The organism is Sphingobium limneticum (assembly GCF_008710165.1).
Lineage (GTDB): Bacteria > Pseudomonadota > Alphaproteobacteria > Sphingomonadales > Sphingomonadaceae > Sphingobium > Sphingobium limneticum.
In genome coordinates this window covers 194,626-217,597 of sequence record NZ_VYQA01000006.1, presented here as the reverse complement: position 1 = coordinate 217,597, position 22,972 = coordinate 194,626, and the positions used below count along the sequence as shown (strand labels likewise).

Genomic DNA, 22,972 nt, shown 5'->3' with positions numbered 1-22,972 from the left:
CGTTATATCCCCTGCCTTATGTCGAATCTCTTGTCCGTGGTGCGACCCGAACGGCTCAGGGCGCCTTGGCCGCGATGCCCTCTATCTCGATCAATTGCTGCGGCCGTGCGAGCGCTGAGATCTGGAAGGCGGAGCGGGTCGGCAGGTTGGGCTGGTCGGCGGTACCGAAGAATTTCTTATAGGCGCGGGTCAGGCCGTCGCGGTCCATCTTGCCGCCATTCTTGGGATCACCGACGAGGAAGACGGTGAGCTTCACCATGTCGCCCATGGTCAGGCCCATTTCGGCCAGTTGCGCCTTCATCTTGGTGAAGATGGACAGGGCCTGCGCTTCGGTATCGCCATAAGCGTCCGCGCTGTCGGTGTCGGCGGGATTGATCGGCGCGGCGGTGGCGCCGGAGAGATAGTAGAAGGTGCTGCCGGGCGGCACGATCGCAGCGCTGGCGATCATGGCGCCGGGCGCCTGCTTATGTTCGACGGTGGCGGCCGAAGCCGATCCCACGGCCGATCCGGTGGCCATGGCGGCCAGAAGAAAAGCGGTAATCGCTGCTTTCATGACAATCCCCTCTGTAAGTGCGAAGGGCCGGTCCTTGCCGGACCGGCCCTTGCCTGTGACTTCGATCAGAATTTGAAGTCGATGCGGGCGTAGTAGTAGCCGCCCGAAGTGCTGTAGGCGCTGTGGCCATAGGAGGCGCTGTAGGAGCCGGAGCCGTTTTCGTAGGGCGATACGCCGGTCGGAACGACCACGCCCTTGAGCAGCTTGGGGATTTCCGGCTTCTTGTTGAACAGATTGTTGGCGCCCAGCGAGAAGGTGACATTGTCGGTGAAGTCGTAATTCACTTCCAGGTCGGTGATCGCCGCTGCCTTGGCCACGCCGTTGAAGTAGAGCTGGTTGGCGTTCACGCCGTTGACCACCGCACCGTCGGCGATCAGGAAACCGCCATCCGGGATGATGACCGACCCGGCAGCGGAGGAGGTGAAGGCCGGACGCACCAGCACGCTGGTCTTGCCATAGAAGGTTTCGCGCAGGTTGAGGCCGAAGCGACCGCTCTTGAACAGCGCGTTGGCGACGACCTTATAGTCCGGGTTGGCACGTTCGATATTGCTTTCCGATGCTGCGTTGAACAGCGGATAGCCCAGCTTGTTGTTGGTGATCTTCGTCTTGTTATAGTTGGCGGTCAGCGACAGGTTCAAGGAACCGAAGTCCAGCGCGACCGGATAGCTGGCCGAGAAGTCGATACCCCAGGTGCGGGTGTCGACACCGTTGGTGAAGCTCTGCACGCCGATGGTGCCGCTGGTGAACAGCGCGCTGTCCAGCACGATACCCGCAGCGCTCAGGGCGTTCAGGATATCCGCGCCGCCGGGCTGTGCTACGCCGTTGAGGACGGCGTTGCGTGCGGCGGTGCCGGTGATGCGATCCTTGATCTTGATCAGATAGCCATCGACCGTGATCGCCAGCTTGTTGACCGGGCGAACCACGAAGCCGGCCGAGAAATTCTTCGACTTTTCCGGTCCGAGCGGACCGAAGCCCAGCAACGCGGCGGCAGGGGTGCCGGCGGGCAACTGTGCGACGGCGCTGGTCGGGCCGACGTTGATGGTCGAATATTTCTGTTCCTGCAGCGTCGGCGCACGGAAGCCCGTGCTGGCGGTGCCACGGATGGCGAAGGCATCCGAGAAGTCGTAGCGGGTGGTGATCTTGCCGATCAGCGTATCGCCGAAATCGGTATAATCTTCGTACCGGCCCGCAAGGTCGACGCTCCAGCCGTCGGTCGGCTTGGCGATCAGGTTGATATAGCCTGCCTTGGAACTGCGATCGAACTTGCCTGCGTCGCTCGCCTTGTAACCGGGGAAGGACTGAACGCCGGTCTTGTAGGTCGAGATGGAATCACCGGCGATGATTTCATATTCGTCCTTGCGATATTCACCACCGAAGGCGAGCGTGATCGGACTGGCCAGACCCGCTTCGAATTCCTTGCGGATGTCGGTGGTCAGCGTGGTCTGGGCCAGTTTGAACCCGCCGTCATAGGCGCTGCTGGGCGTGTTGGCGACGCCGACGCCGCGCAGCTGGTTCTGGTAGCTTTCCTGCCAGATTTCGCGATGGGCCGAGGCTTCGGTCCAGATGTCGTCCTTCTGCGAACCATAGGTGCCGCTGACGTCGTAGTTCCAGCCGCCGCCGAATTCGCCCTTGGCGCCGACGGTGACGCTATATTCATTTTCGATCACATGCTGCAGCGGCACCATGCCGACCACGCCGGTATTGCCGTAACAGATGTTGGGATTGTAGGCCGCAGCCGTCACGTTGCCGCCGGTGTTGCCGGCTTCGTAGCAGATGCGCTTGGGATGGCGGTAGCCCTGCTTGGCCCAGCCTTCGCGGCGGCTATAGTCGCCGAAGCTGTAGAGTTCGACGCCGCCGAAATCATAGCCCATATTGTAGAAAGCGACGTTGAGGTTGGTCTTGGGCTGGCCACCGTTGATGCCCGACAGCGCGTCGCCGGCGAGGTTGGACCATTGTGCCGGTGCGTTGGGCTGAAGCGTGCCGTCCTGCTTGGTGACGAGCACCTGGCCCTTGCCGACGGTGGTATAATCCTGGCGGCGATGGAACAGGGTCAGGTTGAAATAGCCGTCCTCGCCCAGTTTGAAGCCGACATTGCCCGAAGCGGAGAAAAGTTCGCCTTCGCTGTCATAATATTGACCGCCGGTAACCTTGAACGACCCGCCTTCATTATTATCCTTGAGGATGAAGTTGAGGACGCCCGCGATCGCATCCGTGCCGTAGACGGCCGCTGCGCCTTCCTGCAGCACTTCGACGCGCGAGATGGCGTCGGGCGGGATGACGTCGATGCTGGGTGCGGCCGAACCCTGGAACGCGCCGGAAATCACCTGAAGAATGGCGTTGCCGTGGCGGCGCTTGCCATTGACCAGGACCAGCGTGTGGTTGGGGCTGAGGCCGCGAAGACGGGCCGACAGCGAGAAGCTGGAAAGATCGGTACCCTGCGTCTGGGCGGTGAAGCCCGGCACCATTTGCGTGAGAACCTGGTTGAGGTTCGGCTGGCCGACATGGCTGATGGCTTCTTCGCCCAGCACCTGGACCGGTGCGGCGGACTCGGCAGCGGAAATGCCAACGGCGCGCGTGCCCGTGACGATGATGTCGCCACCCTGATCGGCCTGCGGTTCCTGCGGCGCTTCTTGTGCAAGCGCACAAGCGGACCAGGACGATGCGAGGATAAGTGAAAGCTTGAGTGCGGACAGTCGTGTCATTCATGCCCCCTGTTTATGCATTATAGATGACAAGGGGGACGACGGACGGGTTGGTGAAATCCTCTACTGCACCGCAAAAAAATGAATTAAAAACGCAATATTTCTCTATTGTTTCCTATAAATAGCCGATCAGCATATTGGCTGTGTACCAAATGGTGCAACTGATGATTATATTTACGCGCCATGCCATTTTGCAATCGCCTGGCATGGCGGGTTTTTGATCTTCGTTCGTCTTACTGTCTCTGCGCCATTCAGGATTTTATCGCGGCGTCGATCAGCGCCTTCGCCTCAGCGCCTTCCCAATCCATCGCGCCGATCACGCGCACCATTTCCTTGCCCTGCGCGTCATAGATGACGGTGGTGGGGAGGAGGCCGGTGGCATAATGGAAGCCCAGATGGTTTTCCGGATCGGCCCAGCCCTTGAGATGGGGCAGCGGATGTTTTTCGAAGAAGGGCTTGGCGGCCTTTAGCCCCTGATTATCCTGCGAGATGGTGAGGACGGTCAGCCCCTTGGGACCATAGGTCGCGGCAATCCGGTCCAGCGTCGGCATTTCCGCGATGCAGGGCGCGCACCAGGTCGCCCAGAGATTGACGATCAGCGGCTTGCCGGCGAAATCCTTCAGCGTCTTTTTGCCGCCATCGGGGTCGAGAAAGGCGAAATCGGGGGCAGGGGTGCCCGCCTTGCTGCGGTCGAGCCGGTAGTCGAACGTGCCGTCCTTCGTCCCTATGCCCTTCACTTCTTCCGATGAGGTCGCAACCTCGCCACTGATGGCGGCATTGGCTTGCTCCTTTGGCGGCGATTGCCTATCGCAGGCCGCCAGAGCGGCAGGCAGGAGCAGTATCATTAGCGCGCGTGAAGAAGAGATCACTGGGAAGGGCTCCAACAGCATGTGGGGCGGCCGGTTCGCCGCCGGCCCGGCTTCTATCATGCGTGAGATAAATGCCTCCATCCCCTTCGACAAGCGATTGTGGAAACAGGATATCGCAGGGTCCAAGGCGCATGTCGCGATGCTGGCCAAGCAGGGCATCGTTTCGCAGCAGGATGCCGATGCGATTTCCGCGGGACTCGACACGATCGCGGCCGAATATGAAGCCCATGGCGTGCCGGTCGATCTGGACCTGGAAGACATCCACATGGTCACCGAGTCGCGGCTGGCCGAGCTGATCGGCCCGGCGGCCGGGCGCCTGCACACCGCGCGCAGCCGCAACGATCAGGTGGCGACCGATTTTCGCCTGTGGGTGCGCGATGCCATCGACGAGGTCGAGGCCGGGCTGCTCGGCCTTCAGCGCGCGCTGGTGGCGCGGGCGGAAGACAATGCCGATGCGGTGATGCCGGGCTTCACCCATCTCCAGTCCGCGCAGCCGGTGACGCTGGGGCATCATCTGATGGCTTATTATGAAATGGTGCGGCGGGACCGCAGCCGTTTTGCCGACGCGCGAGCGCGGGCGGATGAATGCCCGCTGGGCGCGGCGGCGCTGGCCGGGACCGGATTTCCGACCGATCGCCATATGACGGCGGCGGCTCTGGGCTTTGCCAAGCCGACCGACAACAGCCTGGACAGCGTCAGCGACCGCGACTTCGCGCTCGATTATCTGATGGCGGCGACGCAGGCGTCTTTGCATCTGTCGCGGCTGGCGGAAGAGTTCATCATCTGGGCCAGCCAGCCCTTCGGCTTCGTGAAATTGCCCGACGCCTATTCGACCGGCAGCTCCATCATGCCGCAGAAGCGCAATCCCGATGCCGCCGAACTGGTGCGCGGCCATGCCGGGCGGATCATGGGCTGCATGACCGCTTTGTGCGTGACGATGAAGGGCCTGCCGCTCGCTTATTCCAAGGATATGCAGGACGACAAGCCGCCGGTGTTCGAGGCGCACGACCTGCTGGGCCTGTCGATCGCGGCGATGACCGGCATGATCGAGACGGTGACGTTCCGGACCGACCGGATGCGCGGGCTGGCCGAAAGCGGCTTTGCCACCGCGACGGACCTGGCCGACTGGCTGGTGCGCGAAGGCGGCATCCCATTCCGCGAGGCGCATCATATCACCGGGCGCGCGGTGGCGGCGGCGGAAGCGGCGGCGGTGCCGCTGGACCAGTTGCCGCTGGAGACGCTGAAGGACATCGACGCGCGGATCGACGATCGCATCTATGCGGTGCTGACGGTGGACGCTTCGGTCGCCAGCCGGCAAAGCCATGGCGGTACGGCGCCTGCCCAGGTGCGGGCGCGGATCGCCGACGCGAAGAAGGAATTGGGATCATGAAGACGCAGGCGCTGGTCGGACTGGGGTTGATGGCGGTGGCGCTGACCGCCTGTGGCGGGCGTCAGCCATTGAAACCGGTCAAGGGCCAGAGCCTGCCCGCCGTGCCGGTGGGCGCCGCGACCGCGCCGACTGCTGCGCAACTGATGCAGCCGTCCATTCAGGCACGGCCGGAGCGTAACGTGGAATTGCTGACCCAGTCCCGCAAGCGCGGTGACGATCCGTTCGACCTGCCGCCTGAAAAGCAGCCGCAATAAGCCAGGAATAGCGACTTTGGACCATTTTGATTATGTGAACGGCGCCATGCAGGTGGAGCAGGTGCCGCTGGACGCGATCGCCGATGCGGTCGGTACGCCTGTCTATGTCTATTCGACCGCGACGCTGGAGCGCCATGTCGGCGTGTTCCGCGAAGGGCTGAGCGCGCTCGACAATCCGCTGATCGCCTTTGCGGTGAAGGCCAATCCCAATGGCGCGGTGCTGGCGACGTTGGCGAAGCTGGGGCTGGGCGCGGATGTGGTGTCGGGCGGCGAATTGCTGCGCGCGATCGCGGCGGGCATCCCGGCCGATCGCATCGTCTTTTCCGGCGTCGGCAAGACGGCCGAGGAAATGCGGCTGGCGCTGGACAAGGGCATTTACCAGTTCAATCTGGAAAGCGAGCCGGAAGCGGAAATGCTGTCGCAGGTCGCGCTGTCCATGGGCAAGCGTGCGCCGGTTGCCTATCGCATCAACCCCGATGTGGACGCCGGCACCCATGCCAAGATTTCGACCGGCAAGTCGGAAAACAAGTTCGGCATTCCCTATGACCGGGCGCTGGAAAGCTATGATGCCGCGCGCGACCTGGCGGGTCTGGATGTGCAGGGCGTGGCCGTGCATATCGGCAGCCAGCTCACCGATCTGGCACCGCTGGAGGCGGCGTTCACCAAGGTCGGCGTGCTGATCGAGGCGTTGCGCGCGGCGGGGCATGACATTCGTACCGCCGATCTGGGCGGTGGCCTGGGCGTGCCTTATGATCCTTCGCAGCCTTTGCCGCCCAGCCCCGCCGACTATGGCGCGATGGTGTGCCGGGTGACGCAGGGTTGGCCGGTGCGCCTGATGTTCGAGCCGGGCCGGGTGATCGTGGGCAATGCGGGTGCGCTGCTGTCGCGCGTGGTGCGGGTGAAGCAGGGCGCGCAGGCGCCTTTCGTGATCGTCGATGCGGCGATGAACGACCTGATGCGGCCGAGCCTGTATGATGCCTGGCATGATATCCGGGCGGTGAAGCCGGCCGGTGTGCGCGAAACCGCCAATGTCGTGGGGCCGGTGTGCGAGACGGGCGATACCTTCGCCATGCACCGCGACATGGATGTGGTGCAGGCGGGCGATCTGGTCGCCTTCATGACGGCGGGCGCCTATGGCGCGACCATGGCGGGTACCTATAACAGCCGGCCGCTGACGCCCGAAGTGCTGGTGTCGGGCGACAAATGGGCGGTGGTGCGCGAGCGGCCGCCGCTCGAAGCGCTGATCGCGGCGGACATCATCCCCGACTGGGTCGGCAACTGATGCAGAGCCTGCCCGTCTTCCTGGCGTTGACGGGCCGGCCGGTCATCCTGACCGGGCAAGGCGAGGCCGCCGAGGCCAAGCGCCGCCTGCTGGAGCGGGCCGGCGCGATCGTCGTGCGCGAAGAGGATGCGGATGCGCGGATCGCGATCGTGGCGGATGGCGACGAGGCGACCGTGGCGCGATTGAAGGCGCGCGGCCTACTGGTCAATGCGACCGACCGGCCGGCGCTGTGCGACTTCACCCTGCCGGCGATCGTGGATCGCGATCCGGTGCTGATCGCCATCGGCACAGGCGGGGCGTCGGCGGGGCTGGCGGCGGCACTGCGGCAGCGGCTGGAAGCGTTGTTGCCGACCCATCTGGGCGATCTGGCGCGGGCGCTGTTTGCGGCGCGGGGCGCATTGCGGCGGCTATGGCCCGATTCGGCGCAGCGGCGGCAGGCCATCGGCAAGGCGCTGGCGCCGGGCGGGGCGATCGACCCGCTGGGGTTTGATCCTGATGTGGACTTCTGGTTGTCGGAAGCGCCGGATGCGATGGTCGGCGAACTTTATGTCCTGCGGCTGCGATCGGACGATCCGGATGACCTGACGCTGCGCGACGCGCGGATGCTGGCGCAGGCGGATCGGGTCTATCATGCGGTGGATGTGCCGGCGGCGATCCTGGATCGGGCGCGGGTGGATGCGGTGCGGATCGTGGCGGAGGGGCTTCCGACGGAAAAGAGCGAAGGGCTGACCGTCTGGGTCGGGATTTAACCTTGCGCCGCCTGTAGCCGTTCGACCTCGTCATGTAGCGCCTGAATCGAGGAGACGAGGCGGGCGCGGTCGATCTGCATTTCGCGCAGCGCTTCGCGGGTTTCGCCCAGTTCCACCGCGCGACGGGCGATGCGGGCGTCCAGCTCGGCATTGTGGCGGGCGAGCGCCCCGACCTGCTCGGCGCGCTGGCACAAATGGCGCAGGCGCGCATCCAGCACATCGAAGTCGAAAGGCTTGACGACCTGATCGTCGGCGCCGGCATCCAGCGCCTCGACGATGGACTGGCTGTCGAGGCGACCGGCGATCATCACGAAACAGGCATTGCCGGCCAGATTGGCGGCGCGGATCTTCTGCATCAGGGCGACGGCGGGCAGCATCGTCAGGCTGGTGTCGATCAGGATGATATCGACCGGACGGGTGACGAGCAGGTTGAGGGCGATGAAGCCGTTTTCGGCCAGCACCACATCATAGTTGAGGTGCGACAGGCGGCGGGCGGCGACGGCGCGCGCGGTCGGATTTTCATCGACCAGCAGCAGGCGCAGCCGGCGTTGCGGGCGCGACTCGTTGAGCCTGTCCAGTTCGGCGTGACGGATGCGGTTGCGCTTGAAGAGTGCCATGTCGTCCCACTTTCGCCAGCCGATACGCACCGGCCATGGTGGTGCAGGATAGGAAGCGCGCCCGAAGAAATGGTTAACGCAGCGGCGATCAGGCCGGGACGGCGTAGGCGCGCAGGAAGATGTCGACGGCGAAGGCCGCGTCGGCAGCGATCTCGTTGGGGGCGGGATATTCGATCCGGCCGATCAGCATCTGCTGGTGGCATCCGGACAGCGAAAGAGACAGCAATGCGCGGGCGGCGTCGATCGGGTCGCCCTTGCGAATCTGGCCCCGCTCCATCGCGCCTTGCAGGAAGTCCGCCAGCAGCAGACGGGTATTTTGCGGCGCCAGATCGTAGAATATCTGGCCGAGTTCGGGAAAACGGCGGCTTTCCGATATGATGAGCCGATGCAGCGCGCCGGCCTCCGTCGACGTTACCTTCTGGATCAGGCTGAAGCAGACGGTCCTGAGCGTCTCCTCCAGCGGCCCTTCCGGATCGAGCAATTGCGACAGGCGCGCGCGATAGGCGCGGGCCACTCGGTCGAGCACGGCGGCGAACAATTCTTCTTTCGACGGGAAGTGGTTCCACAACGTGCCTTTCGACCCGCCAAGCTCGGCAGCGATGCCCGACATGGTGGTGCCGGCAAAGCCATGTTTGAGGAAATAGCCCTGCGCCACGGTCAGGATCGCGTCGCGGCGATCCATGCGGCGGATTTCCCTTTTGCTGGGTGTAAGAGGGCAGGCAGGCTGTGTCATCAAATCGTACCATAGAGTACGCTATTTATGTTGACAAGGCCAAGCGCGAGGCGCAATGGCGATATTCATACTGGATGGTACGGTTAGATATGCCCGTGAGTCGCATTGCCAAAGTCGCCCGTGTCGGCGGTATGGCCTCTTCCCTTATGCTGCTGGCCGCCTGCGCCGCAGTCCCCGATCTGGGTGCCAAGCCCGAACTGCGCGCACCCGCCAGCGTGGCGGCGGAGCGCAGCCTGGCGGCCGCGCCGGTCGCCTGGCCGGGCGATGGCTGGTGGACGTCCTATGGCGATCCGCAGCTGGATCAGCTGATGGCGGAAGGATTGCGATCGTCGCCTGACGTCGCGGCGGCCAGCGCGCGGTTCCGCAAGGCGGCCGGCATGGCGCAGCAGGCGGGCGCCGCGCTGTTGCCGTCGGTCGATCTGGAGGCGAGCGGCGCCGCGACCAAGCAAAGCTATAATATGGGCATGCCCAAGGCGTTCGTGCCGCAAGGCTGGCTAGGCACCGGGCGCGCCGCGCTGGACCTAGGCTTCGACCTCGACCTGTGGGGCAAGAACAAGGCGGCACTGGCCGCCGCCACGTCGGAAACGCGCGCGGCGCAGATCGATGCGCAGCAGGCGCGGCTCGCGCTGACCACCGGCATTGCCGACGCCTATGCCGATCTGGCGCGGCTGCATGATGAGGCGGATATCGCGCAGCAGACGCTGGACATCCGCATGGCGAGCCAGAAGCTGGCCGCCGACCGTCAGCGCAACGGGCTGGATACGCGCGGCAGCGTGCGCCAGGCAGACGCCACCGTGTCGTCGGCCCGGGCGCAACTGGCGGCCGCCAATATGGCGATCGAGCTGCGCCAGCATCAGATCGCGGCGCTGATCGGCGCCGGGCCGGATCGTGGCCTGTCGATCAGCCGGCCCAAGGTCGGCGCGCTGGCGCCGCTGGGCCTGCCTGCCGACGTCACCACCAATCTGATCGCCCGTCGCCCCGATATCGCCGCCGCGCTGGCCCGCGCCGAAGCGGCGGCCAAGCGGATCAAGGTGGCGCGCGCCGATTTCTTCCCGGCGCTTCGCCTGTCCGCCTTGGTCGGTTTCCAGTCGCTGGGCTATGACACTGTCTTCAACGGCACATCGGCCACCGGTACGCGCAAACCCTTCATCGACAGCCTGTTCGATAAGGGATCTCTGTTCGGCAATGTCGGCCCGGCGATCAGCCTGCCGATCTTCCACGGCGGGGCGTTGCAGGGCCAGTATCGCGGCGCGCGGGCGACCTATGACGAGGCGGTCGCATCCTATGACAAGACCGTGCTGGCCGCCTATCAAGAGGTCGCCGATGCGGTGACCACGCGCAAGACGCTGGACCAGCGGCTGGTCGATGCGCGCGCGGCGGTCGCCGCGTCGCAGGATGCCTATGGCATTGCGCAGAAACGCTACAAGGGTGGCCTGTCCACCTATCTCGACGTGCTGAATGTCGAGGATCAATTGCTGGGCGCGCGCCAGTCGCTCGCCGGGCTGGAGGCAAGTGCCTTCTCCACCGATATTGCCCTCATCCGTGCGCTGGGCGGCGGTTTTGCCGCCAGCGACTTCCAGTCCAAGGATCGTCCCAATGGCTGATGCCACGCCCGAAACCCCAGCACCGGACAATGGCGCGCCGGACAATGATGCGCAGCAGGATGCCCGCCAGTCGGCGCGCAAGACATGGCTGATCCGGCTGGGCCTGATCGTCGTCGTGGGCGGCGTGTTGTGGGCCGGCTGGTATCTGCTGGTCGGACGCAATCATGTCGCGACCGACAATGCCTATGTGAACGCCGAAATGGCGCAGGTCACGCCGCTGTTGTCGGCGCAGGCGACCGAGGTTCTGGTCAGCGATACGCAGGCCGTGAAGCGCGGCGACATATTGGTGAAGCTGGACCCGACCGACGCGAAGATCGCGGTGGCGCAGGCGCAAGCGGATCTGGCCGAAGCCAAGCGCAAGTTCCGCCAGACCAGCGCAACCAGCACGTCGCTGGCGGCGCAGGTGGATGCGCGTGGCGCGGACATCGTGCAGGCGCGCGCGCAGCTGACGAGCGCGCAGGCCGATTTCGACAAGGCGCGGATCGACCTGCAACGGCGCGAGGCGCTGGTGGGTGACGGCGCGGTGTCGGGCGACGAAGTGACCAGCGCGCGCAAGGCCTATGTATCCGCCCGCGCGGCACTGGAGCTGGCGCGTGCCGGCGTGCAGACGGCGCAGGCGACGCGTGGCGCGGCGAGCGGCCAGCTGGCCGCCAACGACGCGCTGGTGCGTGGATCGACGATCGACACGGACCCGGCGGTGATGGCGGCGCAGGCCAAGCTGGATACGGCGAAGCTGAACCTCGATCGCTCCGTCATCCGTGCGCCGATCGACGGCGTCATCAGCAAGCGGCAGGTGCAGGTCGGCCAGCGCGTGGCGCAGGGCAGCCCGATCATGAGCATCGTGCCGCTGACCCAGGTCTATGTCGATGCGAACTTCAAGGAACGCCAGTTGCGCGACGTGAAGGTCGGCATGCCCGCCACGGTGACGTCCGACCTTTATGGCAGCGACGTCGTCTATCATGGCAAGGTCGTCGGTTTTTCGGGCGGCACGGGTGCGTCCATGTCGCTGATCCCGGCGCAGAATGCGACCGGCAACTGGATCAAGGTGGTGCAGCGCCTGCCGCTGCGCATTGCGCTCGACCCCAAGGAACTGGCGGCGCATCCGTTGCGCGTGGGCCTGTCCATGGATGTCGAGATCGACCTTTCCGACAAATAAGGACGCGCGGGTTATGAGCGGCGACGACGATATTTTTTCGCGGCTCTCCCCGCGCAGCCGGACGCTGGCGGGCCTGGTGCTGGCGATGAGCAATCTGATGGTCGTGCTCGACCTGACGATCGCCAACGTGTCCGTGCCGCATATCGCCGGCAACCTTGGCATCTCGCCCGATCAGGGCACCTGGATCATCACATCCTATGCCGTGGCGGAGGCGATCTGCGTGCCGCTGACCGGATGGCTGGCGCAGCGTTTCGGCGTGGTGCGCATGTTTACCTGGGCGATGATCGGCTTTGGCCTGTTTTCCGTTCTGTGCGGCCTGTCCTCCACGCTGGGGATGCTGGTTGCCTGCCGGATCGGCCAAGGCATTTGCGGCGGGCCGATCATGCCCATGTCGCAGACGTTGCTGATGCGCATCTTCCCGCCCGAAACGCGCGGGCGGGCCATGGGCATGTGGGCGATGACCACCCTGATGGGGCCGGCATTGGGGCCGATCGTCGGTGGCTATATCAGCGACAATTGGAGCTGGCACTGGATCTTCTTCATCAACCTGCCGATCGCGGTGGTGTGCATATTGGCGGCGCAGGCGTTGCTGAAGCCGGTGGAGACGGAGACGGCCAATGTGCCGATCGACAAGGTCGGCCTGTTCCTGCTGGTGTTCTGGATCGGCTGTTTGCAGGTGATGCTGGATATCGGTCGCGATCATGACTGGTTCGCCGACCCGTTGATCCTGGCGCTGGCGCTGATGGCGATCATCGGTTTTGTCGCCTTCGTCATCTGGGAACTGACGGAGGAGCATCCGGTGGTGGATCTGCGCATCTTCCGCCATGTCGGCTTCAGTTCCGGCCTGTTCACCATGTCGCTCTGTTTCGGTTCCTATTTCGCGAGCATCGTCGTCATCCCGCAATGGTTGCAGATGTCGATGGGCTATACCGCGACCTGGGCCGGCATCATCACCGCGCTGACGGCGATGGCGGCTTTGTTCACCGCGCCGCTGGCGGGCTTCCTGCTATCGCGTGTCGATGTGCGGCTGATGATTTCGGGCGCGGTGGCGTGGATCGGGATCATGTCGCTGTGGCGCGCGCACTGGACGAGCGGTGTCGATTTCTACACCATGGCCATTCCGCAATTCGTGCAGGGCTTTGCGCTGCCCTTCTTCTTCATTCCGCTGACGACACTGACGTTGGGGTCGGTGCGGCCGGAGGAGACGGCATCGGCCGCGGGCCTCCAGAATTTCGTGCGCACCATGGCGACCGCGATCGCCACGTCGCTGGTGCTGACGAGTTGGGGCGACAGCCAGCGCGTGTCGCGCAGCGACATGGCGAATGTGCTGCAACCCGACCAGACCCAGTCGATGCTGTCGAGCATGGGCTTTTCCGCCGAGCAGGCGCGGCAGACCATTTCCAATATCGTGGAGCAGGAGGCGATCGTCATGGCGGTCGATCATGTATTCTTCCTGTCGGCGCTCATCCTGTTCGCAGCCGCCGTGATCGTGTGGATCGCGCCCAAGCCGCGCGCCAATGTCGATACGTCGTCGGCGCACTAAGGCAGGCTGATCCGGCGGGTGATGCCGATCGCGTCGAGGAAGGCGGGATCGTGGCTGACCACCAGCAGTGCGCCGTCATAGGCGGCCAGGCCCTGTTCGACAGCTGCGATGGAATCGAGGTCGAGATGGTTGGTCGGCTCATCCAGCAGCAGCAGTGGCGGCAGATTTTCGCCGCCCAGCACGCAGGCGAGCGCGGCGCGTAGCCGCTGGCCGCCGCTCAAGCTCTCCACCCGTTGCAGCGCCAGATCCGCGCGGAAGCGAAAGCGGGCGAGCGCCGCGTGGATGGCGTTGCGGGTCGCGCCGGGGTGCAGGCGGGCGAAATTGTCGGCGATGCTGGCATGGGGATCGAGCAGGCTGGCATGCTGATCGAGCAGCGCGCAGGCGACGGGGCGATGGGCCTGGCCCGTCAGGGGTTCGATCTGGCCAGCGATCAGATGCAGCAGCGTGGATTTGCCCGCGCCGTTGGGGCCGGTGATGGCGATGCGTTCCGGACCGGCGACGGTCAGGCTGAGGTCGCGCAGCGGGGGATGGGCCGGATCATGGCCGGCCGTCACCCCGTCCAGTGTCAGCAAGATGCGGCCCGGCGGCACATGGGCCGAGGGGAGGGCGACGGTGAGCGGGGCGAGTATTTCGATCTGCGCGCGGGCATCGGCGATGGCGGCCTGCGCTTCGCGGCCCTGCTGCTGAGCGCGGCGGGCGGCGTCGCCGCTCGATTGTTCGGCCTGCTGTTTGCGTTTCCCCAGCAGGATGCGGGGCATGCCGCCTTTTGCCGCCTGCCGCGCACCTGCGCCATCGCGGCGCTGCTGCCGCTCGGTCGCGACCTGGGCCTTGCGGGAAAGGTCGGACGCCTGCCGCTCGGCATGATCGAGTGTATGTTGGGCGGCAGCCAGTTCGATATCCTTGCGGGCGCGCCAACGGGACCAGTTGCCGCCATGGCGGGCGATGCCGAGGCTGGTGAGTTCGGCGATCGCGTCCATTTGATCCAGCAGGGTGCGGTCGTGGCTGACGATGATCGCGCCACCGCGCCAGCGATGGAGCAGGGTAGCGAGCGCGTCGCGGCCGTCAGCGTCCAGATGATTGGTCGGCTCGTCCAGCAAAAGCCAATCGGGCCGTGCGAAGATCGCCGCCGCCAGGGCCGCGCGGGTGCGTTGGCCGCCGGACAGGTTGGCGAGAAGCGTCAGCGGGTCTGCGGTCAGCCCGACCTCCGCCAATGCATCGGCCAGGCGACTGGGCAGCGTCCAGTCGCAGGCGTCCAGTTCGTCCATGGTCGCGTCGCCCACCTCGGCCTTGTCGAGCAGGCTCAGGGCGTCGCGGGCGTCGAACAGGTCGGCGAGCGTGTGGCCGGGCGTCGGCTCCAACGTCTGGCGCAGCGTGGCGATGCTGCCTTCGACCCGGATGTCACCATTTGTGGGGCGGATTTCGCCTGCAATCAGGGCAATCAGGGTCGATTTGCCGACGCCGTTGCGCCCGATCAGGCCGATGCGTTCAGAGGCGAAGCGGAAGTCGAGGCCGGCAAGGACGGACGTTCCGTCAGGCGCGGACCAGCTGAGTTTCGAGAGGGTGATGGCAGGCATGGACGATAACTTTCCTGAAGGCATAGCAATTGGGCTTTGCGGTCAGGGCGATGTCCATGGCGGCGATCCTTGTCGGTTCAGGCGAAGGTGTATCGTAGGCAGGTGAGGGATGAGAGGCAAGTTGCAAGCATCTGAGACGTTCCTTCTCCCTTGGAGGGAGAAGGATATGAAGCCTTACCGCGTAGCGGTTAGGCGAAGTTTGATGAGGGGGATTGGCGCAAGATTGGCGTACTGCCGCGAGGTTGCTTTCCCCTCACCCAGCTACAACTAGGCAGCAAGCTGCCAAGTCTGCGCAGCCCTCTCCCCCAAGGGGAGAGGGATAAGGACGTTCCGCTTCCCACCTAAACGCGCCCATCAGCCCCCGCAAGGCGCCTCCCGATTGACGCGGCGCAGCATTGGCGCCACTCACGGGGCAAAAGAGGCAAGGGTAGATGCGAATCGTCATCATCGATGACAGCGGGTTGCGTGCGACCGTCCTGGAGGAAGGGCTGCGCGAGGCGGGCTATGACGATATCCATATCGTGCCCCCGCGCGGTGCGTTCGTCGCGCGGCTGGAGCGGATGGCGCCCGACGTGGTGCTGATGGACCTGGGCAGCCCGAGCCGCGATACGCTGGAGGAGATGCTGATCGTCAGCCGCGCTTTGGCCAAGCCGATCGCGATGTTCGTGGATCAATCCGACGACAGCATGATCGGCGCGGCGATCGATGCCGGCGTGTCCGCCTATGTCGTCGATGGCCTGCGCAAGGAGCGGGTGAAGCCGGTGCTGGAACTGGCGGTGCGGCGCTTCAACGCCTTTGCCAAGATACAGGGCGAACTGGACGAGGCGCGCACCGCGCTGTCCGACCGCAAGATCATCGACCGGGCCAAGTCGATCCTGATGAACCAGCGGTCGCTGAGCGAGCAGGATGCCTATGCGCTGTTGCGGTCGAGCGCGATGAACCAGGGCAAGAAGATCGTGGAGGTGGCGCAGGCGTTGATCACCGCCAGCGATTTGCTGGGAGGAGGGCTATGACGACGCCATTGAAGATCGCCTTCCTGCCGCTGACCGATGCGGCCGTGCTGGTGGCGGCGCAGGAACGGGGCTTTGCCGAGGAAGAGGGGCTGCGGCTGGACCTTATCCGCACGACCAGCTGGGCGACGTTGCGCGACCGGCTGGTTTATGGGCAGGTGCATGCCGCGCAGATGCTGGCGCCATTGGCGGTAGCGGTCACTTTGGGGCTGAGCCAGCAGCCGGCCGCTCTGGCCGCGCCCTATAAGCTGGGCGTCAACGGCAATATGCTGGTGATGGCGAGCGATTTCGCCAAGGCGCTGGAGCCGGACGTTGCGGCGCGGCTGGCCGATCCGCTGGGCACCGCACATGATTTTGCCGCCGCGATCGGGCTGTGGCGGCGCAAGCCGATCATCGGCGTGGTGCATCGTTTTTCCAGCCATAGTCTGATGCTGCGTTATTGGCTGGCGAGTGCGGGCGTGGACCCGGACAAGGATGTGGTGCTGCGCGTGCTGCCGCCGTCGCTGACGGTCGAAGCGATGCGCGCGGGCGAGATTGACGGCTTCATTGCGGGCGAACCCTGGGGCAGCGCGGCGGTCGAGGCGGGGCTGGCCGAGACGGTGGCGATCGGCGAGCGGATCTGGCGACGCGGCGTGGAGAAGGTTCTGGCCTTCCGTGAAAGCTGGCTGGAGGAAAATCCCGAAACGGTCGATCGGTTGCTGCGCGCGCTGGCGCGGGCGGCGGCCTGGTGCGACGATCCGGCCCATCATGGGGCGCTGGCCGATCTGCTGGCCGATCCACGCTATGTCGACCAGCCGGCCGAGCTGATCGGCCGGGCGCTGAATGGGCAGATCGTGGCGCGGGCGGGGGAGGCGCCGATCGCCAATCCCGATTTCATGCTGTTCAGTCGTGAGGCGACGTCCTTCCCATGGCGCAGCCAGGCGTTGTGGATCTACTCGCAGCTGGTGCGTTGGGGCATGGTCGAGCATGACGCGGCGAGCGTGGCGAAGGCGGGCGGGGTGTTCCGCCCGGATGTCTATCGCCGGGCGCTGGCGGACAGTGACGTCGCCATGCCGGGTGCGAGCATGAAGCTGGAAGGGGCGATGGACCTGCCGCTGGCGGTGGGATCGCGCCGGGGCGAACTGACGCTGGGGCCGGATCGCTTCTTCGACGGGCGGGTGTTCGACCCTGACAGGATAGAGGATTATCTGGCTGGGTTTGCGCCGACGCGGTGAGAAATGGCTGATCGAGTCAGTTTTTCGTCATGCCAGCGAAGGCTGGCGCCGCTCTTCTTCTGATCTACAGAATTGAAAAGGCAGAGAGATCCCAGCCTGCGCTGGGATGACGGGGGCTGTGGTAAGTCGCCGCCCTATTTTGTGCCTTGCAACATGACGCATCTTGCAGGATGATCATGGAGTCGCGCATCGAAGCGCGCTGATCCGGATGTGCCGTCCCAAGGGTGGGATGGCCGTCCTCACCACATTTCGCAGCAAAGCCGCTGACCGGACTTACCAACTAGGTAACGTCCGGCCTGCGGCTTTTTTCGTGTCCATTTTCCATCTATTGGGGGACGTAGCATGGCAACCGCTTATTGGGATCGCGAAGGACAGGAGGCCGAAATGGCCGCGCCCGCGACCAGCTTCTGGAAGGCCGGCCATATGCCGACCTTGATCGCCGCCTTCCTCTATTTCGACCTCGCCTTCATGGTTTGGGTGCTGCTGGGGCCGCTGGCCCCGATGATTGCCAAGACACTGATGCTGACCCCGGCCGAAAAGGGGCTGATGGTCGCGACGCCGACGCTGGCGGGCGCGCTGCTGCGCGTGGTCAACGGGTTGCTGGTCGATCGGATCGGGCCGAAGCGGTCGGGCGCGATCAGTCAGATCATCGTGATTGCCGGGCTGTTCACGGCCTGGGCGATGGGGGTCAACAGCTTTGGCGGGACGCTGGCGCTGGGCGTGATATTGGGTTTTGCCGGCGCCAGCTTCGCGATCGCGCTGCCGCTGGCGAGCCGCTGGTATCCGGCCGAGCATCAGGGCAAGGCGATGGGGCTGGCCGGCATGGGCAATAGCGGCACGGTATTGGCGTCGCTGTTCGCGCCGATGCTGGCCAAGCTGTTCGGCTGGAATGCGGTGCTGGGTCTGGCCTGTATTCCGCTGAGCATCGTGTTCGTCATCTATATGATCATGGCCAAGGATGCGCCCAACGCACCCGCGCCCAAGAAGATGATGGATTATTTTCAGCCGTTAAAGCAGGGCGATGCCTGGTGGCTGATGGGGCTATATGCCGTCACCTTCGGCGGGTTCGTGGGTCTGGCCGCCAGCCTGCCCATCTATTTCACCGACCAGTTCGGCCTGACCCCGATCATCGCGGGCTATTGCACCGCCGGCTGCGTGTTTGCCGGGTCGCTGGTGCGGCCGATGGGTGGCGCGCTGGCCGACAAGATCGGTGGCGCGAAGACGCTGACCATGGTGCTGGTCGTGGCGGCGCTGGCGCTGGCGGGCGTGGCCTATGCGACGACGCTGGTTGGGGCGCTGGGCTTCTTCGTGCTGGCGATGCTGGCGCTGGGGACGGGCAACGGCTCGGTGTTCCAGTTGGTGCCGCAGCGGTTTCAGGCGGAAATCGGCGTGATGACGGGGCTGGTCGGCATGGCCGGTGGTATTGGCGGCTTCTACCTCGCCAGTTCGCTGGGGCTGGCCAAGCAGATGACCGGCAGCTTTGCGCCGGGCTTCCTGATCTTCGCGGGTCTTGCGCTGGTCGCGCTGGCGGGCCTGACAGCAGTGAAGGCCAAATGGAGGGCGACCTGGACCAGCGGCGCGCGCATCTGAGGGTTGGAGAGGAGGGCGGCGGCATGGACCGTCGCCCCAATCCATATCCATGGCGTTTGGGCTGAGCCTTTCCAAGTCCCATCTTTCCATGACGGCATGAAGAAAGAGCAGCCCTTCGACAGGCTCAGGGCGAACGGATTTTTATTCTGAGCTCGATGCTCCAATTCGTCCGAGGGGGGACGATTTTTCATGAAGATACTATTCGCATCGGCGGCCGTGCTGGCCGTCGCAGGGCCGGCTTATGCCCAGACCATCAGCCTGAAGCCGATTGCCGAAGCGCGGTTGCGCTATGAGCATGTCGATCAGGATGGGTTGGCGCAGGAGAAGGCCGACGCGCTGACCGTGCGCGCTCGCGCCGGGCTGACGGCCGGCAGCGGCGCCCTGTCGGCAACAATCGTGGGACAGGGGACGCTGGCCATCATCGATCACTATTATGACGGGCTGAATGGCGCGGCCACGCGGCCGATCATCGCCGATCCGCAGAATATCGCGCTCTACATCGCCCAGCTGCAATATAGGACCAAGGCGCTGACGCTGACCGGCGGGCGGCAGAAAATCGTGCTGGATGACGAGCGGTTCGTGGGCAATGTCGCCTTTCGCGACAACGCGCAGACGTTCGACGCGGTGCGGGCGGAACTGACGCCGGCCAAGGGACTGAAGCTGGATGTTGCCTATGCGTGGAGCGCACGGACGATCTGGGGTTTTCAGGGCAAGGGCGCGCGCCAGCAAGCGGTGAGCGGGGACACTATCCTGGCGAACCTGTCCTATGTGACGCCCGTCGGCACGCTGACCGGCTTTGCCTATCTGGTGGATCAGGATGAGGCGGCGGTGCAGGCGTTTCGCCTGTCGAGCCAGACCTATGGGGTGCGGCTGGCGGGAGCGCGCCCTTTGTCGACGGTAGCGAAGATCAGCTATCAGCTCAGCTATGCCCGCCAGTCCGATTATCATCGCAATCCCAATGATTATGGCGCGGATTACTGGCTGGCGGACGCGACGCTGGATGTGCGCGGATGGAAGCTGAACGGTGGCTATGAGGTGCTGGGCGCCAGTAGCGGTGCCGCTTTCACCAGCTTCCAGACGCCACTCGGCACCAATTTCAAATTTCAGGGCTGGGCGGACAAATTCCTCACCACGCCGGCCAATGGCATCCGCGATCTCTATGTCGGGGGCGGCTATGGCTGGAAGCAGATGGGGCCGCTGACCGGCGTGACGCTGGCGGCGACATGGCATCGGTTCGAGAGCGATCGGCTGGACCAGCATTATGGCGACGAGCTCGACCTTCTGGCATCCGCGAAGGCAGGGAAGACCGCGCTGTCGCTGCGCTACGCCCATTATGATGCGAAGGCGATGGCGAGTGATACGGACAAGATCTGGGTGCAGGCGGACTGGTCCATCTGATTGAAAAAGCATGAGAGGAATCGCTTGAGCATGCAGGCGATTCCCCATATGCTGCACTGCAAGGGACAAGGATGTCCCCACACACATGCCGCGGCGGTTCAGGGTAGAACCGGCAAGGCACTATATGATGGCAAAGCCGCCATCCTGACTCTCGGTTCTCACCGGGGGTGAGGATGGCGGCTTTTTTGGTTTCTGGAGTGTCGGGGATGGAATTTCAGATCGGAACAATCGAGCCGGCGGTGGATAGCGGGGACGATATCCGCGTGCCGGCCGACGATGTGCGGGAGCATCTGGTGGTCGTGGGCAACGGTATGGCCGGGTGCCGCGCGGTCGAGGAACTGCTGGCGCGGGATGGGGGGCGCTATCGCGTCACCATCTTCGGGGCCGAGCCTTATGTGAATTATAACCGGATCATGTTGTCCCCGGTGCTGGCGGGCGAGAAGACGTTCGAGCAGATCGTCATCAACGACCGCGCCTGGTATGACGACAACGGCATCGAGCTGATCGCGGGCGATCCGGTGACGGCGATCGACCGGGCGGCCAAGAGGGTGACGGCGCAGAGCGGCCGCAGCGTCCATTATGACAAGCTGTTGATCGCGACCGGTTCCGACCCGTTCATCATTCCGGTGCCGGGCAAGGATCTGCAGGGCGTCATCAGCTTTCGCGACATGAAGGATGTCGACACGATGCTGGCGGCGGCCGAAGCTGGTAAGGCTTTGGGCGGCGGCGCTGCGGTGGTGATCGGTGGCGGTCTGCTGGGGCTGGAGGCGGCGCATGGGCTGACCCTGCGCGGCATGAAGGTGACGGTCATCCACCTGATGGACACGCTGATGGAGCGGCAACTGGACGAGGCGGCGGGCTGGCTGCTGAAGAGCGCACTGGAGGGCCGGGGTCAGACCATCCTGACCGGCGCCAATACCGAAAGCATCTATGGTGACGGCAAGGTCGAAGGTGTCCGCCTGAAGGACGGCACCGAGATTCCGGCCAGCCTCGTCGTGATGGCTGTGGGCATCCGTCCCGCGACGGCGCTGGCGCGCGAAGCGGGGCTGGAGGTCAATCGCGGTATCAGGGTCGACGACCATATGGTGACGAGCGACGCCGATGTGCTGGCGGTCGGTGAGTGCGTCGAGCATGACGGCAATGTCTATGGCCTGGTCGCGCCGCTGTGGGATATGTGCCGCAGCCTGGCCGATGGGCTGACCGACCAGCATAGCGGGTATAAAGGGTCGGTGACGTCGACCAAGCTGAAGGTCGCGGGGCTGGACGTCTTTTCCGCCGGTGATTTTTCGGGTGGCGAAGGGTGCGAGGATATCGTCCTGCGTGACGCTTCGCGCGGGGTCTATAAGCGGGTCGTCGTGAAGGACGATCGCGTCGTTGGGGCGGTGCTCTATGGCGATACCGTCGATGGCGGCTGGTATTTCGACCTGCTGAAGCGCGAGGAAAATGTCGCGGACATGCGCGATCTGCTGATCTTCGGACAAGCCTTCGCCCAAGGAGGGGGCGCGCTGGACCCTAAGGCGGCCGTTGCGGCGCTCTCGGACGATGCCGAGATTTGCGGCTGCAACGGCGTCAGCAAGGGTCAGGTCGTCGCCTGTATCGAGGCGGGCAATGGCAGCCTGGATGCCGTCCGTTCCACCTGCAAGGCATCCGCCAGCTGCGGCAGTTGCACCGGCATTGTCGAAAATCTGTTGGCGGTGGTGCTGGGCGACGACGTCAAATCCGGGCCGAAGACGCTATGCAAATGCACCAGCTTCACCCATGATGATGTGCGGCGGGAAATCGTGGCGCAGAATATGCGTTCCATCCCCGAGGTCATGCAGTTGCTGCACTGGTCGACGCCGGACGGTTGCTCCTCCTGCCGCCCAGCGCTCAATTATTATCTGCTCTGCGCGCTGCCGGGAGACTATCAGGACGATCAGCAGAGCCGTTTCGTCAACGAACGGATGCACGCCAATATCCAGAAGGACGGCACCTATTCGGTCGTGCCGCGCATGTGGGGTGGCCTGACCAACCCGCGCGAATTGCGCGCCATCGCCGACGTGGTCGAGAAGTTCAACGCGCCGATGGTGAAGGTGACGGGCGGGCAGCGTCTCGATATCTTTGGCATCAAGAAGGAAGACCTGCCCGCCGTCTGGGCCGACCTCAATGCCGCGGGCATGGTGTCGGGTCATGCCTATGGCAAGTCGCTGCGCACGGTGAAGACCTGCGTGGGTAGCGAATGGTGCCGTTTCGGCACGCAGGATTCGACCGGCCTTGGCGTCAAGATCGAGCGGATGACCTGGGGATCGTGGATGCCCCACAAGTTCAAGATCGCCGTGTCGGGCTGCCCCCGCAATTGCGCGGAGGCGACGATCAAGGATTTTGGCGTGGTGTGCGTCGATTCCGGCTATGAACTGCATGTCGGCGGCAATGGCGGTATCCATGTCCGCGCCACCGATTTCCTGTGCAAGGTCGCGACCGAGCAGGAGGCGATGGATTATTGCGCCGCCTTCACCCAGCTCTATCGCGAGGAAGCCCGCTATCTGGAGCGCACCGCGCCTTGGATCGAGCGGATCGGCGTCGACTATATCAAGCAGCGGATCGTGGAGGATGAGGCGGGGCGCGAGGCGCTGAGGGCGCGCTTCCTTTATGCGCAAAGCTTCTCTCAGGACGACCCGTGGGCCGAGCGCGCCGCTGGCCAGCATGCCGAACTGCACCAGCCGCTCGCCCCCATTGCCATCGCTGCGGAGTGAAT

Annotated in this window: 18 protein-coding genes; 12 read left to right on the top strand and 6 right to left on the bottom strand. The window is 64.6% G+C overall.

The genetic code is table 11. The features are described 5' to 3' along the window. Positions 1 to 55: 55 nt before the first annotated feature. The 3 genes from F4U95_RS10345 to F4U95_RS10335 all read right to left on the bottom strand — a co-directional run bounded on the left by F4U95_RS10345 (position 56) and on the right by F4U95_RS10335 (position 4,100). Positions 56 to 553 (bottom strand): RidA family protein, encoded by a 498-nt coding sequence (locus tag F4U95_RS10345; protein ID WP_150425608.1) that lies wholly within the window; start codon positions 551 to 553, stop codon positions 56 to 58. Positions 554 to 618: 65 nt separating this feature from the next. Beyond that, positions 619 to 3,255 carry a TonB-dependent receptor plug domain-containing protein gene (locus F4U95_RS10340; RefSeq protein WP_150425607.1) on the bottom strand — a complete coding sequence of 879 codons (2,637 nt, stop codon included), beginning with the start codon at positions 3,253 to 3,255 and terminating at the stop codon, positions 619 to 621. Between the two features lie 251 nt (positions 3,256 to 3,506). Then, positions 3,507 to 4,100, bottom strand: coding sequence for a TlpA family protein disulfide reductase (locus F4U95_RS10335; RefSeq protein ID WP_150425606.1), 594 nt, complete (start codon positions 4,098 to 4,100; stop codon positions 3,507 to 3,509). Positions 4,101 to 4,143: 43 nt separating this feature from the next. Between F4U95_RS10335 and argH the strand changes: the two genes are divergently transcribed. From argH to F4U95_RS10315, 4 genes are read left to right on the top strand one after another with little or no spacing between them, the layout of a single operon-like run. Beyond that, on the top strand, positions 4,144 to 5,514 hold the full coding sequence (argH, locus tag F4U95_RS10330; RefSeq protein ID WP_120250849.1) for an argininosuccinate lyase: 1,371 nt from the start codon (positions 4,144 to 4,146) through the stop codon (positions 5,512 to 5,514). Next, positions 5,511 to 5,768, top strand: a complete 258-nt coding sequence (locus tag F4U95_RS10325; RefSeq protein ID WP_120250848.1) for a hypothetical protein — start codon at positions 5,511 to 5,513, stop codon at positions 5,766 to 5,768. Before argH ends, F4U95_RS10325 begins: the two co-directional genes overlap by 4 nt. A gap of 16 nt (positions 5,769 to 5,784) precedes the next feature. Further along, a complete protein-coding gene (gene lysA, locus F4U95_RS10320) occupies positions 5,785 to 7,050 on the top strand; it encodes a diaminopimelate decarboxylase (RefSeq protein WP_150425605.1) in 1,266 nt (421 codons plus the stop codon). Continuing rightward, positions 7,050 to 7,799: a precorrin-2 dehydrogenase/sirohydrochlorin ferrochelatase family protein gene (locus tag F4U95_RS10315; RefSeq protein WP_150425604.1), complete on the top strand. Its 750-nt coding sequence runs from the start codon at positions 7,050 to 7,052 to the stop codon at positions 7,797 to 7,799. The genes lysA and F4U95_RS10315 overlap by 1 nt, the downstream gene beginning before the upstream one ends. Here the strand turns inward: F4U95_RS10315 and F4U95_RS10310 are convergent. Both F4U95_RS10310 and F4U95_RS10305 read right to left on the bottom strand, forming a co-directional pair. Beyond that, positions 7,796 to 8,416, bottom strand: coding sequence for a response regulator transcription factor (locus tag F4U95_RS10310; RefSeq protein ID WP_150425603.1), 621 nt, complete (start codon positions 8,414 to 8,416; stop codon positions 7,796 to 7,798). The two genes, F4U95_RS10315 and F4U95_RS10310, sit on opposite strands and share 4 nt — an antisense overlap. Positions 8,417 to 8,504: 88 nt before the next feature. Further along, positions 8,505 to 9,149, bottom strand: coding sequence for a TetR/AcrR family transcriptional regulator (locus F4U95_RS10305; protein WP_150411908.1), 645 nt, complete (start codon positions 9,147 to 9,149; stop codon positions 8,505 to 8,507). A gap of 89 nt (positions 9,150 to 9,238) precedes the next feature. On the opposite strand from F4U95_RS10305, the gene F4U95_RS10300 reads away from it, so the two are divergent. The 3 genes from F4U95_RS10300 to F4U95_RS10290 are packed head-to-tail and all read left to right on the top strand — an operon-like array spanning position 9,239 to position 13,452. Beyond that, entirely contained in the window at positions 9,239 to 10,753 is a 1,515-nt protein-coding gene (locus F4U95_RS10300; RefSeq protein ID WP_150425602.1) for an efflux transporter outer membrane subunit, read from the top strand. Then, complete coding sequence (locus F4U95_RS10295; protein ID WP_150425601.1) at positions 10,746 to 11,909, top strand: EmrA/EmrK family multidrug efflux transporter periplasmic adaptor subunit; 1,164 nt, start codon at positions 10,746 to 10,748, stop codon at positions 11,907 to 11,909. The genes F4U95_RS10300 and F4U95_RS10295 overlap by 8 nt, the downstream gene beginning before the upstream one ends. Positions 11,910 to 11,922: 13 nt before the next feature. Then, positions 11,923 to 13,452, top strand: coding sequence for a DHA2 family efflux MFS transporter permease subunit (locus tag F4U95_RS10290; RefSeq protein WP_150425600.1), 1,530 nt, complete (start codon positions 11,923 to 11,925; stop codon positions 13,450 to 13,452). Here F4U95_RS10290 and F4U95_RS10285 read toward each other — a convergent pair. Next, complete coding sequence (locus F4U95_RS10285) at positions 13,449 to 15,026, bottom strand: ABC-F family ATP-binding cassette domain-containing protein (protein WP_150425599.1); 1,578 nt, start codon at positions 15,024 to 15,026, stop codon at positions 13,449 to 13,451. The two genes, F4U95_RS10290 and F4U95_RS10285, sit on opposite strands and share 4 nt — an antisense overlap. 431 nt (positions 15,027 to 15,457) lie before the next feature. Here F4U95_RS10285 and F4U95_RS10280 point away from each other — a divergent pair, with 431 nt between their 5' ends. From F4U95_RS10280 to nirB, 5 genes are all read left to right on the top strand, one after another. Beyond that, a complete protein-coding gene (locus F4U95_RS10280) occupies positions 15,458 to 16,039 on the top strand; it encodes an ANTAR domain-containing response regulator (RefSeq protein WP_120250839.1) in 582 nt (193 codons plus the stop codon). Then, on the top strand, positions 16,036 to 17,250 hold the full coding sequence (locus F4U95_RS10275; RefSeq protein ID WP_150425598.1) for a CmpA/NrtA family ABC transporter substrate-binding protein: 1,215 nt from the start codon (positions 16,036 to 16,038) through the stop codon (positions 17,248 to 17,250). Before F4U95_RS10280 ends, F4U95_RS10275 begins: the two co-directional genes overlap by 4 nt. A 342-nt stretch (positions 17,251 to 17,592) precedes the next feature. Beyond that, the gene (locus F4U95_RS10270; protein ID WP_150425597.1) at positions 17,593 to 18,840 is read left to right on the top strand and encodes a nitrate/nitrite transporter; all 1,248 of its coding nucleotides are present in this window, start codon (positions 17,593 to 17,595) and stop codon (positions 18,838 to 18,840) included. A gap of 189 nt (positions 18,841 to 19,029) precedes the next feature. Continuing rightward, complete coding sequence (locus F4U95_RS10265) at positions 19,030 to 20,238, top strand: hypothetical protein (protein ID WP_150425596.1); 1,209 nt, start codon at positions 19,030 to 19,032, stop codon at positions 20,236 to 20,238. Positions 20,239 to 20,444: 206 nt separating this feature from the next. Beyond that, positions 20,445 to 22,970 (top strand): nitrite reductase large subunit NirB, encoded by a 2,526-nt coding sequence (gene nirB / locus F4U95_RS10260; protein WP_150425595.1) that lies wholly within the window; start codon positions 20,445 to 20,447, stop codon positions 22,968 to 22,970. Positions 22,971 to 22,972: the final 2 nt, after the last annotated feature.

Excerpts from the sequence above, each read along its gene's own strand:
- F4U95_RS10345 (WP_150425608.1), bottom strand. The coding sequence starts at position 553 with ATGAAAGCAGCGATTACCGCTTTTCTTCTGGCCGCCATGGCCACCGGA.
- F4U95_RS10340 (WP_150425607.1), bottom strand. The coding sequence starts at position 3,255 with ATGACACGACTGTCCGCACTCAAGCTTTCACTTATCCTCGCATCGTCC.
- F4U95_RS10335 (WP_150425606.1), bottom strand. The coding sequence starts at position 4,100 with ATGATACTGCTCCTGCCTGCCGCTCTGGCGGCCTGCGATAGGCAATCG.
- argH (WP_120250849.1), top strand. The coding sequence starts at position 4,144 with ATGTGGGGCGGCCGGTTCGCCGCCGGCCCGGCTTCTATCATGCGTGAG.
- F4U95_RS10325 (WP_120250848.1), top strand. The coding sequence starts at position 5,511 with ATGAAGACGCAGGCGCTGGTCGGACTGGGGTTGATGGCGGTGGCGCTG.
- F4U95_RS10315 (WP_150425604.1), top strand. The coding sequence starts at position 7,050 with ATGCAGAGCCTGCCCGTCTTCCTGGCGTTGACGGGCCGGCCGGTCATC.
- F4U95_RS10310 (WP_150425603.1), bottom strand. The coding sequence starts at position 8,416 with ATGGCACTCTTCAAGCGCAACCGCATCCGTCACGCCGAACTGGACAGG.
- F4U95_RS10305 (WP_150411908.1), bottom strand. The coding sequence starts at position 9,149 with ATGACACAGCCTGCCTGCCCTCTTACACCCAGCAAAAGGGAAATCCGC.
- F4U95_RS10300 (WP_150425602.1), top strand. The coding sequence starts at position 9,239 with ATGCCCGTGAGTCGCATTGCCAAAGTCGCCCGTGTCGGCGGTATGGCC.
- F4U95_RS10295 (WP_150425601.1), top strand. The coding sequence starts at position 10,746 with ATGGCTGATGCCACGCCCGAAACCCCAGCACCGGACAATGGCGCGCCG.
- F4U95_RS10290 (WP_150425600.1), top strand. The coding sequence starts at position 11,923 with ATGAGCGGCGACGACGATATTTTTTCGCGGCTCTCCCCGCGCAGCCGG.
- F4U95_RS10285 (WP_150425599.1), bottom strand. The coding sequence starts at position 15,026 with ATGCCTGCCATCACCCTCTCGAAACTCAGCTGGTCCGCGCCTGACGGA.
- F4U95_RS10280 (WP_120250839.1), top strand. The coding sequence starts at position 15,458 with ATGCGAATCGTCATCATCGATGACAGCGGGTTGCGTGCGACCGTCCTG.
- F4U95_RS10275 (WP_150425598.1), top strand. The coding sequence starts at position 16,036 with ATGACGACGCCATTGAAGATCGCCTTCCTGCCGCTGACCGATGCGGCC.
- F4U95_RS10270 (WP_150425597.1), top strand. The coding sequence starts at position 17,593 with ATGGCAACCGCTTATTGGGATCGCGAAGGACAGGAGGCCGAAATGGCC.
- F4U95_RS10265 (WP_150425596.1), top strand. The coding sequence starts at position 19,030 with ATGAAGATACTATTCGCATCGGCGGCCGTGCTGGCCGTCGCAGGGCCG.
- nirB (WP_150425595.1), top strand. The coding sequence starts at position 20,445 with ATGGAATTTCAGATCGGAACAATCGAGCCGGCGGTGGATAGCGGGGAC.